Source organism: Streptomyces sp. NPDC001381 (assembly GCF_042895685.1).
Lineage (GTDB): Bacteria > Actinomycetota > Actinomycetes > Streptomycetales > Streptomycetaceae > Streptomyces.
Window position 1 is genome coordinate 695,792 of sequence record NZ_JBIAWO010000001.1, and the last position, 14,051, is coordinate 709,842.

The following is a 14,051-nucleotide window of genomic DNA, read 5'->3' on the forward strand; positions in this document are numbered from 1 at the left end:
GGGCCCGCGGGCGCCGGCGCGGGCGATCCGGTGCGCGGGGTCACGCATATCCGGTTGCGCGCCCCGCACCCCGGCTCCGCAGAATGAGCGGATGACCTGGACCGTCGCCGCCGAACCCTTCGACTCCCCCGTCGCCGCCGCGCTCTGGCGGGAGTACTACACCGAGGTCAGCGACCGCTGGTACGTGACGCACGAGGGGCGCCGGACCGACCCGGACGAGCTGGAGCGGGGGATCGCCGCCCGCACCGGGGCCGAACTGGCCCCGCCCGGCGGCCGGTTGCTGGTGGGCCGGTACGACGGTGAGCCGGGCGGCTGTGCGGGCGTACGGCTGCTGGACGCGGCGACCGCCGAGCTCACCCGGGTGTTCGTGCGGGAGGGACTGCGCGGGAAGGGCGGCGCGCCGCTCCTCGTCGGGGCCGCGGAGGACGCCGCCCGCGCGCTGGGCGCCACGCGGATGATCCTGGACACCCGCAGTGACCTGGTCGAGGCCCGCGCCCTGTACGCGCGGCTCGGCTACATGGAGACCGGGCGGCACAACGACGACGTCTACGCCGAGCACTGGTTCACGAAGGCTCTCGGCTGAGCCGGGGCACCGGCCGTCCTTCGTGCGGCTGTTCACGGTCGGAGCCGCACAGCTCGTCGTTCAGCTCCTTGACCAGCTGGATCAGATCGGTCGGCCGGTCGGGGCCCCACCAGTCGCCGAGCAGGTCCGCCAGCGACTTCTCCCGCACCCGCGCCAGGTCCTCGGCGACCTCCCGGCCCTGTGGGGTGAGGACCATGTCGAGGCCCTCGCGCACGGCGAGCCGGCGCTCCTCGACCTGGCGGGCGGCGTCGAGGATCACCGGCAGCGGGACGGTGGTGCGTTCGGCGAGCACCCCCGGCTCGACGCTGCCGTACCTCTTCATCCGCAGCAACAGCCAGCTCGCCGCCGGGAGGAGGTCGTGGCCGGCCCGTGCGGTGATCGTGCGGTAGATCTCGCGGCGGCCCTCGCGGGTGCCGAGCACGGACAGCGCCCGGCACACCTCGTCGTAGGAGGACCGTTCGACCGGGTTGCTGGCGAGGGTCTCCGTCACGTCGGGCGCGGTGACCGAGCCGCGCAGCGGGTCCTCGCGGAGGAACCAGGCCAGGAGGAAGCCGAGGAGGGCGACGGGGGCGGCGTACAGGAAGACGTCGGTGATGGCGGACGCGTACGCGTGCAGGGCCGCCGGCTGCAGGGAGGAGGGCAGCCGGGCGATGTCGCGCGGGTCGGACTCCAGGTCGTCCACCGAGAGCCCGGCGGGCAGGCCGCCCCGGAAGGCGTCGGTGAGCTTGTCGCCGAGGCGGCCCGCGAAGACCGTGCCGAAGATGGCGACGCCGAAGGACGCGCCGATGGACCGGAAGAAGGTGGCGCCGGAGGTGGCGACGCCGAGGTCCTCGTAGGCGACGGCGTTCTGCACGATGAGGACGAGGACCTGCATCACCAGGCCCAGGCCCAGGCCGAAGACGAAGAAGGACGTGCTCATCTCGGCGGTGGAGCTGTTCTCGTCGAGCTGGTGCAGGAGGAGCAGGCCGACGGTCGTGACGGCGGTGCCGGAGAGCGGGAAGACCTTCCAGCGGCCGGTGCGGCTGACGATCTGTCCGGAGGCCGTGGACGACAGCAGCATGCCCGCCACCATCGGCAGCATGTGCACGCCGGACATGGTCGGGGAGACGCCCTGCACGACCTGGAGGAAGGTCGGCAGATAGGTCATCGCGCCGAACATCGCGAAACCGACGATGAAGCTGATGACGGCGGAGAGCGTGAAGGTGCGGATGCGGAACAGCTTGAGGGGCAGGACCGGTTCGGCCGCCCGGCGTTCCACGGCCACGAACGCCACGGCGAGTACGGCGCCCAGGACGGCGAGCCCGACGATCTGCGGCGAGCCCCAGTCCCAGGTGGTGCCGCCGAGGGAGGCGACCAGGACCAGGCAGGTGGCGACCGAGGCGATGAGCAGGGTGCCCGGGTAGTCGATGACGTGCCGGGTCGCCCTGCGCGGGATGTGCAGGACGGTCGCGATGACGGCGAGTGCGACGACGCCGACGGGCAGGTTGACGTAGAACACCCAGCGCCAGCTCAGATGCTCGGTGAACAGGCCGCCGAGGAGCGGTCCGAGAACGCTGGTGGCGCCGAACACCGCGCCGAACAGGCCCTGGTAGCGGCCGCGTTCCCGGGGCGGGACGATGTCGCCGACGATCGCCATCGACAGCACCATCAGACCGCCGCCGCCCAGCCCCTGGACCGCGCGGAAGGCGATCAGCTGCGGCATGTTTTGCGCCATTCCGCAGAGGGCCGAACCGATCAGGAAGAGCACGATCGCGGTCTGGAAGAGCCTCTTGCGCCCGTACTGGTCGCCCAGTTTGCCCCACAGGGGGGTCGCGGCCGTCGAGGCGAGCATGTAGGCGGTGACGACCCAGCTCAGGTGCTCCAGACCGCCCAGTTCGCTGACGATCGTGGGCAGGGCGGTCGACACGATCGTCTGGTCCAGGGCGGCGAGGAGCATGCCGAGCAGCAGGGCGCCGATGGAGACGAGGACGTTTCCGGACACGTGTTCCTGATGTGGATCCGCCGTCCTGCTGTGCGCGTCCAAGGCCATGGATACCTCCTGAGGCTCTTGTGCCACTGTCCATCGTGATCGGTGTGACCCGTTATGGCCTCCCGAGTCCCCGTTGGTCCCTGCGGAAGCGGGCATTCCGGGACCTCGGGGAGCCGGCCGTGTGGAGGATCTGCATAAACTCTGGAGTTCTCACGGGGAGGTACGAACAGGTGAGCGATCGGACGGGGCGGCAGAGGCGACCGGGACGACCGGGGCCTCCGCAGGGGCACCCGTGCCCGGAGTGCGGGGCGCTGCGCGCACCCGACAACACCCCGTCCTGCGCCTGTGCGGAGCGCGCCTCGGAGGCCCTGCGGGAGACACGGACGGCGGAGGCGGCAGCGGCGGAGGACTTCGATCCGCTGCGGATACGGCCCTATGTCGAACTGGGGGGCGCGCGGGGCGTGGCGGGTGGTCACGCGGCCGACGCGACCATGCCCCTGCGGGCCGTACCGGCCGACCCGGCCGTAGCGGCCGTAGCGGCCGACCCGCCCCTGTCGGCCCACGAGACCGTGCCGCTGCAGCAGGTCGGACCGGCCGCCGAGCCCGGCGCCCCCGGCCCCAGCCGGTTCGAGGTGCGGGAAGGACCGGCCTGGTCCCGTCCCGACGACGAGGAACCGCCGCGCGGCCGCCGCCGGCGCACCCTGCTGATCGCGGCCGGCGGCGCGGCCGTGGCCGTGGTGGCCGCGGCCGGGTTCGCGAGCGGGCTGTTCACCTACGAGAAACCGGCGCGGGACGGCGCCGCCCCCGAGGACGTACGGGCCGCCGTGCCCGACACCTCGACCAGCGCGGCCTCCGCGTCCGCCGCGAGCCGCTCCTCCTCGCCCTCGGCCGCCGCCTCCTCGTCGTCGCCCAGCGAGAGCGAGAGCCCGTCGCCGAGCGCGTCCGAGTCGAGCGCCTCACCGTCGGCCTCCGCCTCGGCCGAGGCGAGCACGGCGGCGCCGACGGCCCGCGCCACCGGGACCATCGGGCCCGGCAACCAGGCCGACGACGGCCAGGAGACCATCACCGCGCCCGTCCTGCGTCTGGGGGACAAGGGTTCGGAGGTGACCGAACTCCAGCTCCGCCTGCACCAGTTGTATCTCTACAACGGCGACACGAACGGCTCTTTCACCACCGAGGTCGAAAACGCTCTGCGCAACTACCAGTGGTCGCGCGGCGTCGAGGACGACGAGCTCGGGGTCTACGGGGCGGCGACGAGGGCGAGCCTGGAAGCGGAGACCAAGGAGCCCTAAGGGCCCGTTGCGGAAGTGGCGTCGTCGACCGAAGGCCGGCCGGCCTCACCCGATGTGGACCAGCACCCCGTCCGCCGCCGGCTCCACCCGCACCGCGCGCAGGTCCCGCACCTCCGCGTCCGGCCCGTGCGCACCCGCCCGCGGTCCGACGCCCACGACCCGCATCCCGGCCGCCCGCCCCGCGGCGATCCCCGCCCCGGAGTCCTCGAAGACCACGCAGTCCCCGGGCGCGACCCCGAGCTCCGCGGCGCCCTTGAGGAACCCCTCGGGGTCCGGCTTGCTCGCCCCCACCGACTCCGCCGTGACCCGTACCGCCGGCAGCGAAAGCCCCGCCGCCGCCATCCGGGCCGTCGACAGCGGGGCGTCGGCCGAGGTGACCAGTGCGTGCGGGACGCCCTGCTCGATCAGGGAGGCGAGGAACTCCGGCGCCCCCGGCACCGGCACCACTCCGTCCAGGTCCGCCGTCTCCTCCGCCAGCATCCGCGCGTTGTCCGCGAGGTTCTGCTCCGGCGGCCGGCCGGGCAGCAGCAGGGCCATCGAGGCGTGCCCCTGCCGCCCGTGGACGACGCCCATCACCTCGTCGCCGTCCAGTCCGTGCCGTTCGGCCCAGCGCCGCCAGATCCGTTCGACGACGGCGTCGGAGTTCACGAGGGTGCCATCCATGTCGAGGAGAAGGGCACGGGCGGGCAGGACCGGCATCGGCAGCTCCAGAGAACGTAGAGACAAGGCGGCCCCGCCCGCCGGTCAGGGAAAACGGGCGGGAGCCACTTTGTTTCTCCACGGTACAAAATAAAGCGCGCCCGCCGCCACCCCGCCCGGAAAGCGTTCACCGGGCGTTCAGCTCAGCCCGCGACCGCCTCCCACAGGCTCCACACGCCCAGCCCCAGCATCAGCAGCGCGGCGATCTGCGTGATCAGCTTCAGCGGCACCCGCTTCATCAGCGCCTGACCGCCGACGATGCCGAGGCCCGCCACCGTCCACAGCGCCAGCACCGCGCCGAGCCCGACGGAGAGGGGGTCGTCGTAGCGGGCGGCGAGGTTCGCGGTCATGATCTGAGTCAGGTCACCGAACTCGGCGACCAGGATCAGCATGAAGCCGGCCCCGGCCACCTTCCAGAAGGACTGGTTCTCCGGCCGCCGGACCTCCTCCTCGTCCTCGTCCTTCTTGAGCAGCAGCATCGCGGCCCCGCCGAGGAACAGCACACCCGTCAGCGCGTGCAGGATCTGCTGCGGCAGCAGCGTCAGCACACTGCCCGCGGCGACGGCGAGCGAGACATGCAGCACGAAGGCGGCGGCGACGCCCGCGAAGACGTAGGAGGCCCGGTAGCGGGTGCCGAGGACGAGGCCGGCGAGCGCGGTCTTGTCCGGCAGCTCGGCCAGGAAGACGACACCGAAGACGAGCGCCAGGACGGTCATGCTGATCAAGGTTCCTCAATCGGTCGGGGGCCGCCCCACCGAGAGTCCTTTTTCCACGACGCGGGACACCTCGGCACGGCAGCACACGTCATCCGTGCCGAACGGCACGGATGTGCACTGCTTGCCGAAGGTCTCGCTGGCCGACCCGTGACAACGGGCCTGCCTCCGGGCGCCGGCTCAGACGAGCTGAGCAGTATGTCGACGGTCCGGCGAAGAGCTACTCCCCTTCTGCTGCATCCATCATACGAGATCGTTGCGCCGAAGAGCTTGTCGTGTCATGTGCACGTCACTAACTTCTTACCGAGCGCACACCTCCCCGCAATGCGGCGCCGCGAGCATTCCAACCGCTCGCGCCACCACCCCCACCCCTCAAGGGAGTTCGCATGCCCAAGTTCTACGCGCGTCGACGGCTGAGCATACTCGCGGCACTCACCGGTCTCATAGCCTCCGTCGCGCTGTTCAACTCCCCCACCGCCTCCGCCGCCCTCCCCACCCCGGTCAGCGCGGCCACCGCCCGCACCTACCTCGCCTCGCTCACCGTGGCCACGGAGAACCGCACCGGCTACAGCCGCGACCTCTTCCCGCACTGGATCACCATCTCCGGCACCTGCAACACCCGCGAGACGGTCCTCAAGCGCGACGGCTCGAACGTCGTCACCGACTCCGCGTGCGCCTCCACCAGCGGCAGCTGGTACTCCCCGTACGACGGCGCCACCTGGACCGCCGCCTCCGACCTCGACATCGACCACCTGGTGCCGCTCGCCGAGGCCTGGGACTCCGGCGCGAGCGGCTGGACCACCGCGCAGCGCCAGGCCTTCGCCAACGACCTGACCCGCCCGCAGCTCATCGCCGTCACGGACAACGTGAACCAGGCCAAGGGCGACCAGGACCCGGCCACCTGGATGCCGTCGGTCACCTCCTACCGCTGCACCTACGTCCGCGCCTGGGTGCAGGTGAAGTACTACTACGACCTCTCCGTCGACTCGGCCGAGAAGTCCGCGCTCACCAGCTACCTCGCGAGCTGCTGATCAACCGGTCGGCTCCCGGTACTCCCCACGCTCCTCCGTCGTTCCGTACCGTACGGGGCGACGGAGGAGAGTGATCGTGTGGCCGGACTGCGGCTGGGCCCCCTGCTGAGATACGCCGACGCCTCGTCCGCGACCGTCTGGGTCGAGGCGAGCCGCCCGTGCGCCGCCGAGGTGCGCTGTGCGGACGGGGCCGGCGGCACGGCCCCCACCTTCCAGGTGGCGGGCCATCACTACGCCCTGGTCCCGGTGACCGGCCTGACCCCGGGGACGGCCACGGCGTACGAGGTGTTCCTCGACGGCACCCGTGTGTGGCCGCTGCCCGACTCGCGTTTCCCGCCGTCCGTCATCCGGTCCCCGGCCGGGGGCGACGGCGTCCGCGTCACCTTCGGCTCCTGCCGCTGGGCGGCACCCCCCGCCGACACGGCCGACCCCGTCGGGCCCGACGCCCTGGACAGTCTCGCCGCCCGCCTCGCCGCCGACCCCGGTGCCGAACGGCCGGACGTGCTCCTCCTGCTGGGCGACCAGGTGTACGCCGACGAGGTCTCCGACGCCGTGAAGGAGCGCATCAGGACCCGCCGGGGCCTCGACGACCCGCCGGGCGCCGAGGTCGCCGACTTCGAGGAGTACACCTGGCTCTACTACGAGTCCTGGCTCGACCCGGAGGTGCGGTGGCTGCTGTCCACCGTGCCCAGCTGCATGATCTTCGACGACCACGACGTCATCGACGACTGGAACACCTCCGCCGCCTGGCTCGCCGACATGCGGGCCACGCCCTGGTGGCGCGAGCGGCTGCTGAGCGGGCTGATGTCGTACTGGGTCCACCAGCACCTGGGGAACCTCTCCCCCGCCGCACTGGCCGCCGACCCGCTCTACGCCGCCGTACGCGCGGCCCCCGACGGCACCGACGTGCTGCGCGACTTCGCCTGCCGCGCCGACGCCGAGCCCGCCACCGTCCGCTGGAGCTACCGGCGGGACTTCGGCCGGGTGCGGGTGCTGATGGTGGACACCCGGGCCGCGCGGGTCCTCGAGGAGGACGGCCGCGCGATGCTCGGCCGCGGGGAGGCCGAGTGGCTGCGCGAGCAGGTGCTCCAGGACCCCGGCTCCTACGACCATCTCCTGATCGGCACCTCCCTGCCCTGGCTGCTGCCGCATCTCGTGCACGACGTCGAGGCGTGGAACGCGGCCCTGTGCCGGGGGGACCGGGGCGCGCGCTGGGCGCGGTTCGGGGAGCGGCTGAGACGGGCGGCGGACCTGGAGCACTGGGCGGCCTTCCCGGACTCCTTCGCCGCGCTGTCAGAGCTGATCGCCGAGGCGGGCTCGGGCCCGGACGCGCCGGCGACGGTGCTCGTCCTGTCCGGTGACGTGCACCACGCCTACATCGCCGAGCCGCGCTGGCCGGGCGGCGCCGGCGGGCCCGAGGCGCGGGTGCTGCAGCTCACCTGCTCGCCCGTGCACAACTCCGTTCCGCTGTCGATCCGCATGGGCTTCCGGTTCGGCTGGAGCGCGGCCGCCCGTGCCCTCGGACGCCGTTTCACCCGGCACGGCGGTCTTCCCCGGCCGCCCGTCGGCTGGCGCAGGACCGGCGGGCCGTGGTTCGGCAACCAGTTGATGTCCCTGGCGCTGAACGGCCGTTCGGCCCGGTTGCGGCTGGAACAGGCGCGCGGGAAGGACGCGTTGATGATCGTGGAGGAGTCCGACTTGACCCGCTGATGAGGGTCATGCGGGACAACTGGGGCCGGTGGGGCCCGCGTTGGCTTCTGTGACGCCCAACGGCATGATGAGGCGGACCGTCCGCTTCCAGCACGCCTCGCGGACGGTCCACTCCATCGCGCCCCACACGCCCGGGAGTCATCCCCTTGCCCTCACAGAACGCGGAAGTGAACGCGCGAACGGCCTCCGTCGCCGTCGCCCTGGTCGGCGCCGGGCCGCGCGGGACCAGCGTCCTGGAACGCCTCTGCGCGTCCGCGCCCGGCCTGCTCCCGCCGGGGGTGCGGCTGACCGTCCATGTCGTCGACCCGGATCCGCCGGGCCCGGGCCGGGTGTGGCGCACCGCGCAGTCGCGGGAACTGCTGATGAACACCGTGGCCTCGCAGGTGACCCTGTTCACCGACGACAGCGTGGACTGCGCCGGCCCGGTCCGGCCCGGTCCCAGCCTGTACGAGTGGGCGGGCGGCACGCTGGGCCCGGACGAGTACCCGACCCGCGCCCAGTACGGCCGGTACCTGGAGTGGGTGTTCGCGCGGACCGTGCGCCAGGCGCCATCCGCGGTGCGCGTCGAGACCCACGCGGCCCGTGCCGTCCGCCTCGACGACGCCGACGACGGCCGCCAGGCGCTCACCCTGGACGACGGCCGGGTGCTGCTCGGACTGTCCGCCGTCGTCCTGGCCCAGGGGCATCTGCCCGTGGTCGCCGACGGCGACCAGCGGCGCCACACGGCGTACGCCGAGCGGCACGGTCTGCGGCACATCCCGCCCGCCAACCCGGCCGACGTCGACCTGTCCGGCCTCGCCCCGGGCGAACCGGTGCTGCTGCGCGGCCTGGGCCTCAACTTCTTCGACCACGTGGCTCTGCTGACCACGGGCCGCGGCGGCCGCTTCGTGCGCACCGGCACCGGCGGGAGTCCGGGCGGCCTGCGCTATCTGCCCTCCGGGCGCGAGCCCCGTCTGCACGCCGGGTCCCGGCGCGGTGTCCCGTACCAGGCACGCGGGGACAACGCCAAGGGCCCCTACGGCCGGCACACCCCGCTCGTCCTGACCCCGGAGGTGATCGCGGGCCTGCGCAAGCGCGCGGACTCCGGTGAGGCGCCCGACTTCCTCGCGGACATCTGGCCGTTGGTGGCGAAGGAGGTGGAGACGGTGTACTACACGGCCCTTCTGGGCCGGCCCGGGTTCGCGGACCGGTTCCTCGCCGTGCCGCACCGGGACCCCGAGGAGGCACGCGTGCTCGACGCGTTCGGGGTGGCGCCCGAGGACCGCTGGAGCTGGGACCGGATCTCCCGCCCGTACGGGAGGCGGCGGTTCGCGCACCCGGGGCAGTGGCGGGACTGGCTGCTGGCGTATCTGCGGCGGGACGCGGAGGAGGCGGCGCGGGGGAACGTGGCCGGCCCGCTGAAGGCGGCCCTGGACGTGCTGCGCGACCTGCGCAACGAGCTGCGGCTGGTCGTCGATCACGGCGGCCTGACGGGTGCCTCCCGCCGGGACCACCTGGACCGCTGGTACACCCCGCTCAACGCGTTCCTGTCCATCGGACCGCCCCGGCGGCGCATCGAGGAGCTGACCGCGCTGGTGGAGGCCGGGGTGGTGGAGGTGCTGGGGCCGCGCCTGGAGGTGCGGGAGGAGGACGGGGCCTGGCGGGCGCACTCCCCGGAGGTGCCGGGCTCGGCGGTGCGTGTGACGGCCCTGGTCGAGGCCCGGCTGCCGGAACCCGATCTGCGCCGCACGGCCGACGGACTGCTCGCCCGGTTGCTGAAGACCGGGGGGTGCCGCCCCCACGTGGTCGACGGTCATGTGACCGGGGGGCTGGACGTGACACCGCGCCCCTATCACCTGATAGACCGTCAAGGCCGGGCACATCCGAGGCGCTTCGCCTTCGGAGTGCCCACGGAGGGGGTGCACTGGGTGACCGCGGCGGGCGCCCGGCCGGGCGTGGATTCGGTCACGCTTTCGGACGCGGACGCCGTGGCGAGAGCCGTCCTACGTGCGGCGACGGCCGGGACGGAGCCCGGGGCGGACGCCGGGCCGTGGCTCGATGTTGAACTTGCAAGCATCGATTAGGTCCGCCTAACGTTGACCGCTCATTCGGTACCGCCGCCCCCACCGACGGGTTCGGTCCCGTCCTTTCAGGACCGGCCCGACCGACACCGAAGGAGCACCCCCCACCATGTCCGCTCGCCTCACCACCGCTCAGCCCTATGCGCTGGGCCTGTTCCGCATCGTCGTGGGCCTGCTGTTCGCCTGCCACGGCGCCGCCTCGCTCTTCGGCGTCCTGGGAGGGGCCGTGGGCACCGACGGCGGCACGGTCGACGCCGGCACCTGGCCGGGCTGGTACGCGGCCGTGATCCAGCTGGTCTGCGGCGCCCTGGTGCTGCTGGGTCTGGGCACCCGGGCCGCCGCCTTCCTGGCCTCGGGCTCCATGGCGTACGCCTACTTCAAGGTGCACCAGCCGAACGCGCTGTGGCCGCTGGAGAACGGCGGCGAGGCCTCCGCGATGTTCTGCTGGGCCTTCCTGCTGCTGGTCTTCACCGGCTCCGGGGCCCTGGGCCTGGACCGGCTGTTCGCCCGGCGCACGGCCGCCCGCCGGGAACCGGCCGCGCAGCAGGCCGCGGTAGCGGCCTGAGACGAGAACACCGGGTGCCCTCTTCCGTCACGGCGGGGAGGGCACCCTCGTTCACAGGGCGAAGTGAACAGGCCGACCTGAACACGAACACCCCCCGTGACCCTTCTGTCACATCTCCCGCGTACGCTGGATGGCTGTCGTGTCACGGGGGAGAGCGAACGGTGTTCGAGAGTGTGGGGGCCTTGCTGGGCAGCCCTTGGATCTACGCGCTGGTGGGCCTGTCGGTCCTCCTCGACGTGTTCCTGCCGGTGCTGCCGAGCGGCGTGCTCGTGATCACGGCGGCCACCGCCGCCGCCGCGGGCTCGGGCGCCGCGACCGGGCAGGTCCCGCACGAGGTGCCGGACATCCTGGTCCTGATCCTGTCCGCCACCACGGCGTCCGTGCTGGGCGACCTGGTGGCCTACCGGCTGGCCTGGCGGGGCGGTGAGCGCCTGGACCGCGCGATCTCCCGCTCCCGGCGGCTGACCACCGCGCAGGAACGTCTCGGCGAGGCGCTCGCCCAGGGCGGCGGCGCGCTGGTGGTGCTGGCCCGGTTCGCGCCCGCCGGCCGCTCGGTCGTCTCCCTCATCGCCGGTGCCGCCCACCGCCGCGCCCGCGACTTCCTGCCCTGGTCCGCCCTGGCCGGGCTGTCCTGGGCGGCCTACAGCGTGGCCCTCGGCTACTTCGGCGCCCACTGGCTGGGCACGACCTGGCTGGCGACCGGGGTGTCCGTGCTGGCCCTGTTCGGGGCGGGCGCGGGAGCGGCCTACGTGATGCGACGGCCCGCCGCGTAGGCAGACGCGGGCCGGGCCCTCGTGGGCAGACGCGGCCCGGGCATGCCGGGGCGGGTCAGGACGCCTGCCGCGCCCCGCGCACCTCCAGCCCGCCGAGCAGCCGGGCCGTGGCCCCGGCGATCGCCTCGACCGCCTCGTCGAACACCTCCCTGTTGTGCGCGGCCGGTGCCCGGAACCCGGACACCTTGCGTACGTACTGCAGGGCGGCGGCGTGGATCTCCTCCTGCGTCGCCTGTTCGGGCAGCGCGGGCGGACGCAGTGTCTTGATGCTCCGGCACATGGGTCCAGTCTCCCTCTCACGCCGCCGCTGTGCGCAGGTCGACGTACCAGTCGTTGGATCTGATCGGGTTGCCCTTCGGGTACTCGAAGCCGGCCTGGCCGCGCAGGGTGAACCCGGCCTTGCGGCACACACCGTTGGACGCGGCGTGGTCCGCCTTGGGGAAGGCGTGCAGCTCCGGGTGGCCGCCGCGGCCGGCCTCCCGCCGCACGACCTCGACGAGCGCCCGCGCGGCCTGTGCGGCGAGGCCCCTCCCCTGGAACCCGGGCAGGATCCCCCAGCCCATCTCCCACACCGTGGCCCCCTGCCACACGCACTCCCAGTAGCCGATCGCCCCGACGGTCTCGCCGCCCTCCGCGAGCGTGACCCGGTACATGCACCCGGCCGGCAGCTCCAGATACCGCCGGTGCCGGGCGACGAGCTGCTCCTCGGTCTCCGGCCCCCCGAGATGCTCGGTCATCTCCGGACTGTTGGTCCGCCGCAACAGCCAGAAGTCCGCCTCCGCCCAGGGCACCAGCCGCACCTGTTCCACACCGTCGAGATCCATGCGTCCAAGGTAGGACGGGGGTCTGACAACCGGCCGGGCCGCTCCTGCGCGGCGACCGAGATTATCGAACGTATGTTCACACGAACACCCCGAAGGATGTCGCCTCCCAAAATCGAACAGGCGTAGCATTGCCGCGTGGCTAAGACCTATGACTTTCCCAGCGACCTGCGCGCCGGTCAGGAGGAGCTGCATCAGGTCCGGGCCGAGCTGTCGGCCCTGCTGAAGCGGCTCCCCTGGTCGGTGGAGCCCCTGGACGGATTCAGCGACGACGGGGGCTGGCGCAAGATCGAGCGCCCCGCGTCCCCCGGCTGGACGGCCGACGAGCAGGCCGAGGTGGAGAAGCTCCGGCGGCGCGAGCACGAGCTCGCGGTGTTCGTGACCTGCCACCGCTTCTGGACGGAGGTCGCCGTGGAGGACCGGGTGGAGGCTCGCACGCGCCTCAAGCACGCGCACGACACTCCACCCGGCGAGGCGGACTAGGGGTGTTTCGAAAGTCCAGTGCGGTGCCCGCGGTGTTCGGTGCGTGCCCTCGGCGTGCCGGACGAAGGCCCTCGTAGCGGAGCTACTTGGGTCTTCGGCCGGTGCGGCGAGGGTGCGTGCCGGGCGCCGCGGGTGTTGTGCGGGACTTTCGAAACACCCCCTAGAGGGCCTGCGTCTGGATCACGCCGCAGACGCGGGGTCCGGCTCCCCCGAAGGCACCGTCACGTTCCTGCGGCCCGATCCAGACGACCGGCCCTAGCTCTTCTTGCCCAGAAGCGCCTTCATCTCCGCGATCTCGGCGGTCTGGCCGGTGACGACGTCGTCGGCCAGCGCCTTGGCGGGGCCGTAACTCCCCTTGTCCTTCTCGGTGTCCGCCATCGCGACCGCGCCCTCGTGGTGCTCGACCATCAGGGTCAGGAACGCGGTGTCGAAGGCCTCGCCGGACGCCTTCTCCAGCGTGCGGGTGTCGACGGACATCCCCGCGTGGTCCATCCCGGGCATCGAGGAGGCGTCCTCGCCCCAGGCCTTCAGCCAGCCGGTCATCTTCTCGATCTCCGGGTCCTGGGCCTTCTCGATGCGGGCGGCGAGGTCCTTGACCTGCGCGGAGGAGGCGCGGTCGGCGGCGAGTTCCGCCATCTCCAGGGCCTGCCGGTGGTGCGGGATCATGCCCTGCGCGAAGGCGACGTCCTGGGCGTTGTGCTCGTCGCCCGAGGAGGCCGGGTCGGCGTCACCGCCGCACGCGGCCAGGAGGAGCGCGGCGGCCGCCGTCACGGCCGCCAGGGCGGCACGGCGGAACGGGCTGCGGGTGGTGCTGGTCATGCGGGAACTCCCGTGGAGAGGTGTGGTCGTGGGACACGTCGGCGTACCGCGCCGGCCCGTCGGACGGGCGCGCGGTACGCGGAGCGGTGTCTAGATCCGCAGGAGCTGGAGTTCCGCCAGGGAGGGTGGCGCACGGGCGCCGTCCGGGGCCGCGGCCGGGAACGGGCGGAGGGTGTCGTGCGGCACGGGCACGAGGACGGAACCGGCCGCCGGTTCCGGCAGCGCCGGTCCGCCGCCCACCCCGGCCGAGGCGCAGGTCGCGTCGGCGTGATGGACGTGCCCTCCGCCGCAGCGGCCCCCGTCGCCGGAGCAGTCGCCGTGGACCTCGGCCGGGGCCACGGCCGCCACCGGCCGGACATCGGCGTGGGAGCCGCCCTGAGCCGCGTGAGCGTGGGGAAGGAGTCCCCCGGGCGCCAGGCCGTGCATGCCGAGCAGGCCCACGAGGAGCCCCAGCACGCACACCGCCCGCCGCCACAGTCCGTTCACAGCCCGCATCCTAGAGCCACCCGCGACCGGACATGCGCAAGGGCCTC

15 protein-coding genes are annotated in these 14,051 nt (G+C 73.0%); 8 read left to right on the forward strand and 7 right to left on the reverse strand.

Annotated features, from left to right (window positions below; genetic code table 11):
* Positions 1 to 91 precede the first annotated feature (91 nt).
* Positions 92 to 583 carry a GNAT family N-acetyltransferase gene (locus tag ACFY2L_RS03125; RefSeq protein WP_390821337.1) on the forward strand — a complete coding sequence of 164 codons (492 nt, stop codon included), beginning with the start codon at positions 92 to 94 and terminating at the stop codon, positions 581 to 583.
* Here ACFY2L_RS03125 and ACFY2L_RS03130 read toward each other — a convergent pair.
* Positions 564 to 2,612, reverse strand: coding sequence for an MDR family MFS transporter (locus tag ACFY2L_RS03130; protein ID WP_390655586.1), 2,049 nt, complete (start codon positions 2,610 to 2,612; stop codon positions 564 to 566). The two genes, ACFY2L_RS03125 and ACFY2L_RS03130, sit on opposite strands and share 20 nt — an antisense overlap.
* A gap of 170 nt (positions 2,613 to 2,782) precedes the next feature.
* On the opposite strand from ACFY2L_RS03130, the gene ACFY2L_RS03135 reads away from it, so the two are divergent.
* Positions 2,783 to 3,844: a peptidoglycan-binding domain-containing protein gene (locus ACFY2L_RS03135; protein WP_390821338.1), complete on the forward strand. Its 1,062-nt coding sequence runs from the start codon at positions 2,783 to 2,785 to the stop codon at positions 3,842 to 3,844.
* A 45-nt stretch (positions 3,845 to 3,889) separates the two neighbouring features.
* Here ACFY2L_RS03135 and ACFY2L_RS03140 read toward each other — a convergent pair whose 3' ends face one another.
* The gene (locus ACFY2L_RS03140; protein ID WP_390656181.1) at positions 3,890 to 4,543 is read right to left on the reverse strand and encodes an HAD-IA family hydrolase; all 654 of its coding nucleotides are present in this window, start codon (positions 4,541 to 4,543) and stop codon (positions 3,890 to 3,892) included.
* 143 nt (positions 4,544 to 4,686) lie between these two features.
* On the reverse strand, positions 4,687 to 5,268 hold the full coding sequence (locus tag ACFY2L_RS03145) for a TMEM165/GDT1 family protein (protein ID WP_390655584.1): 582 nt from the start codon (positions 5,266 to 5,268) through the stop codon (positions 4,687 to 4,689).
* A gap of 374 nt (positions 5,269 to 5,642) precedes the next feature.
* On the opposite strand from ACFY2L_RS03145, the gene ACFY2L_RS03150 reads away from it, so the two are divergent.
* From ACFY2L_RS03150 to ACFY2L_RS03170, 5 genes are all read left to right on the forward strand, one after another.
* Positions 5,643 to 6,287: an HNH endonuclease family protein gene (locus ACFY2L_RS03150; protein ID WP_390655583.1), complete on the forward strand. Its 645-nt coding sequence runs from the start codon at positions 5,643 to 5,645 to the stop codon at positions 6,285 to 6,287.
* A 78-nt stretch (positions 6,288 to 6,365) separates the two neighbouring features.
* The gene (locus ACFY2L_RS03155) at positions 6,366 to 7,997 is read left to right on the forward strand and encodes an alkaline phosphatase D family protein (RefSeq protein ID WP_390655582.1); all 1,632 of its coding nucleotides are present in this window, start codon (positions 6,366 to 6,368) and stop codon (positions 7,995 to 7,997) included.
* A 167-nt stretch (positions 7,998 to 8,164) separates the two neighbouring features.
* Positions 8,165 to 10,060 (forward strand): FAD/NAD(P)-binding protein, encoded by a 1,896-nt coding sequence (locus ACFY2L_RS03160; protein WP_390655581.1) that lies wholly within the window; start codon positions 8,165 to 8,167, stop codon positions 10,058 to 10,060.
* Between the two features lie 106 nt (positions 10,061 to 10,166).
* Complete coding sequence (locus ACFY2L_RS03165) at positions 10,167 to 10,622, forward strand: DoxX family protein (protein ID WP_390655580.1); 456 nt, start codon at positions 10,167 to 10,169, stop codon at positions 10,620 to 10,622.
* 161 nt (positions 10,623 to 10,783) lie between these two features.
* Complete coding sequence (locus ACFY2L_RS03170; RefSeq protein WP_390655579.1) at positions 10,784 to 11,395, forward strand: DedA family protein; 612 nt, start codon at positions 10,784 to 10,786, stop codon at positions 11,393 to 11,395.
* Positions 11,396 to 11,450: 55 nt separating this feature from the next.
* On the opposite strand, the gene ACFY2L_RS03175 is transcribed toward ACFY2L_RS03170, so the two are convergent.
* Positions 11,451 to 11,675, reverse strand: a complete 225-nt coding sequence (locus tag ACFY2L_RS03175; RefSeq protein WP_390655578.1) for a DUF2277 domain-containing protein — start codon at positions 11,673 to 11,675, stop codon at positions 11,451 to 11,453.
* 16 nt (positions 11,676 to 11,691) lie between these two features.
* Positions 11,692 to 12,219 carry a GNAT family N-acetyltransferase gene (locus ACFY2L_RS03180; protein WP_390821339.1) on the reverse strand — a complete coding sequence of 176 codons (528 nt, stop codon included), beginning with the start codon at positions 12,217 to 12,219 and terminating at the stop codon, positions 11,692 to 11,694.
* Positions 12,220 to 12,354: 135 nt separating this feature from the next.
* On the opposite strand from ACFY2L_RS03180, the gene ACFY2L_RS03185 reads away from it, so the two are divergent.
* Positions 12,355 to 12,699: a hypothetical protein gene (locus ACFY2L_RS03185; protein ID WP_390655576.1), complete on the forward strand. Its 345-nt coding sequence runs from the start codon at positions 12,355 to 12,357 to the stop codon at positions 12,697 to 12,699.
* A 255-nt stretch (positions 12,700 to 12,954) separates the two neighbouring features.
* Here ACFY2L_RS03185 and ACFY2L_RS03190 read toward each other — a convergent pair whose 3' ends face one another.
* Together ACFY2L_RS03190 and ACFY2L_RS03195 are read right to left on the reverse strand one after the other, a co-directional pair.
* On the reverse strand, positions 12,955 to 13,518 hold the full coding sequence (locus ACFY2L_RS03190) for a DUF305 domain-containing protein (RefSeq protein ID WP_390655575.1): 564 nt from the start codon (positions 13,516 to 13,518) through the stop codon (positions 12,955 to 12,957).
* 90 nt (positions 13,519 to 13,608) lie between these two features.
* Positions 13,609 to 14,013 carry a DUF6153 family protein gene (locus ACFY2L_RS03195; RefSeq protein ID WP_390655574.1) on the reverse strand — a complete coding sequence of 135 codons (405 nt, stop codon included), beginning with the start codon at positions 14,011 to 14,013 and terminating at the stop codon, positions 13,609 to 13,611.
* Positions 14,014 to 14,051 lie beyond the last annotated feature (38 nt).

Coding starts and splice junctions, on each gene's coding strand:
- ACFY2L_RS03125 (WP_390821337.1), top strand. CDS start 92: ATGACCTGGACCGTCGCCGCCGAACCCTTCGACTCCCCCGTCGCCGCC.
- ACFY2L_RS03130 (WP_390655586.1), bottom strand. CDS start 2,612: ATGGCCTTGGACGCGCACAGCAGGACGGCGGATCCACATCAGGAACAC.
- ACFY2L_RS03140 (WP_390656181.1), bottom strand. CDS start 4,543: ATGCCGGTCCTGCCCGCCCGTGCCCTTCTCCTCGACATGGATGGCACC.
- ACFY2L_RS03150 (WP_390655583.1), top strand. CDS start 5,643: ATGCCCAAGTTCTACGCGCGTCGACGGCTGAGCATACTCGCGGCACTC.
- ACFY2L_RS03165 (WP_390655580.1), top strand. CDS start 10,167: ATGTCCGCTCGCCTCACCACCGCTCAGCCCTATGCGCTGGGCCTGTTC.
- ACFY2L_RS03175 (WP_390655578.1), bottom strand. CDS start 11,675: ATGTGCCGGAGCATCAAGACACTGCGTCCGCCCGCGCTGCCCGAACAG.
- ACFY2L_RS03180 (WP_390821339.1), bottom strand. CDS start 12,219: ATGGATCTCGACGGTGTGGAACAGGTGCGGCTGGTGCCCTGGGCGGAG.
- ACFY2L_RS03190 (WP_390655575.1), bottom strand. CDS start 13,518: ATGACCAGCACCACCCGCAGCCCGTTCCGCCGTGCCGCCCTGGCGGCC.
- ACFY2L_RS03195 (WP_390655574.1), bottom strand. CDS start 14,013: ATGCGGGCTGTGAACGGACTGTGGCGGCGGGCGGTGTGCGTGCTGGGG.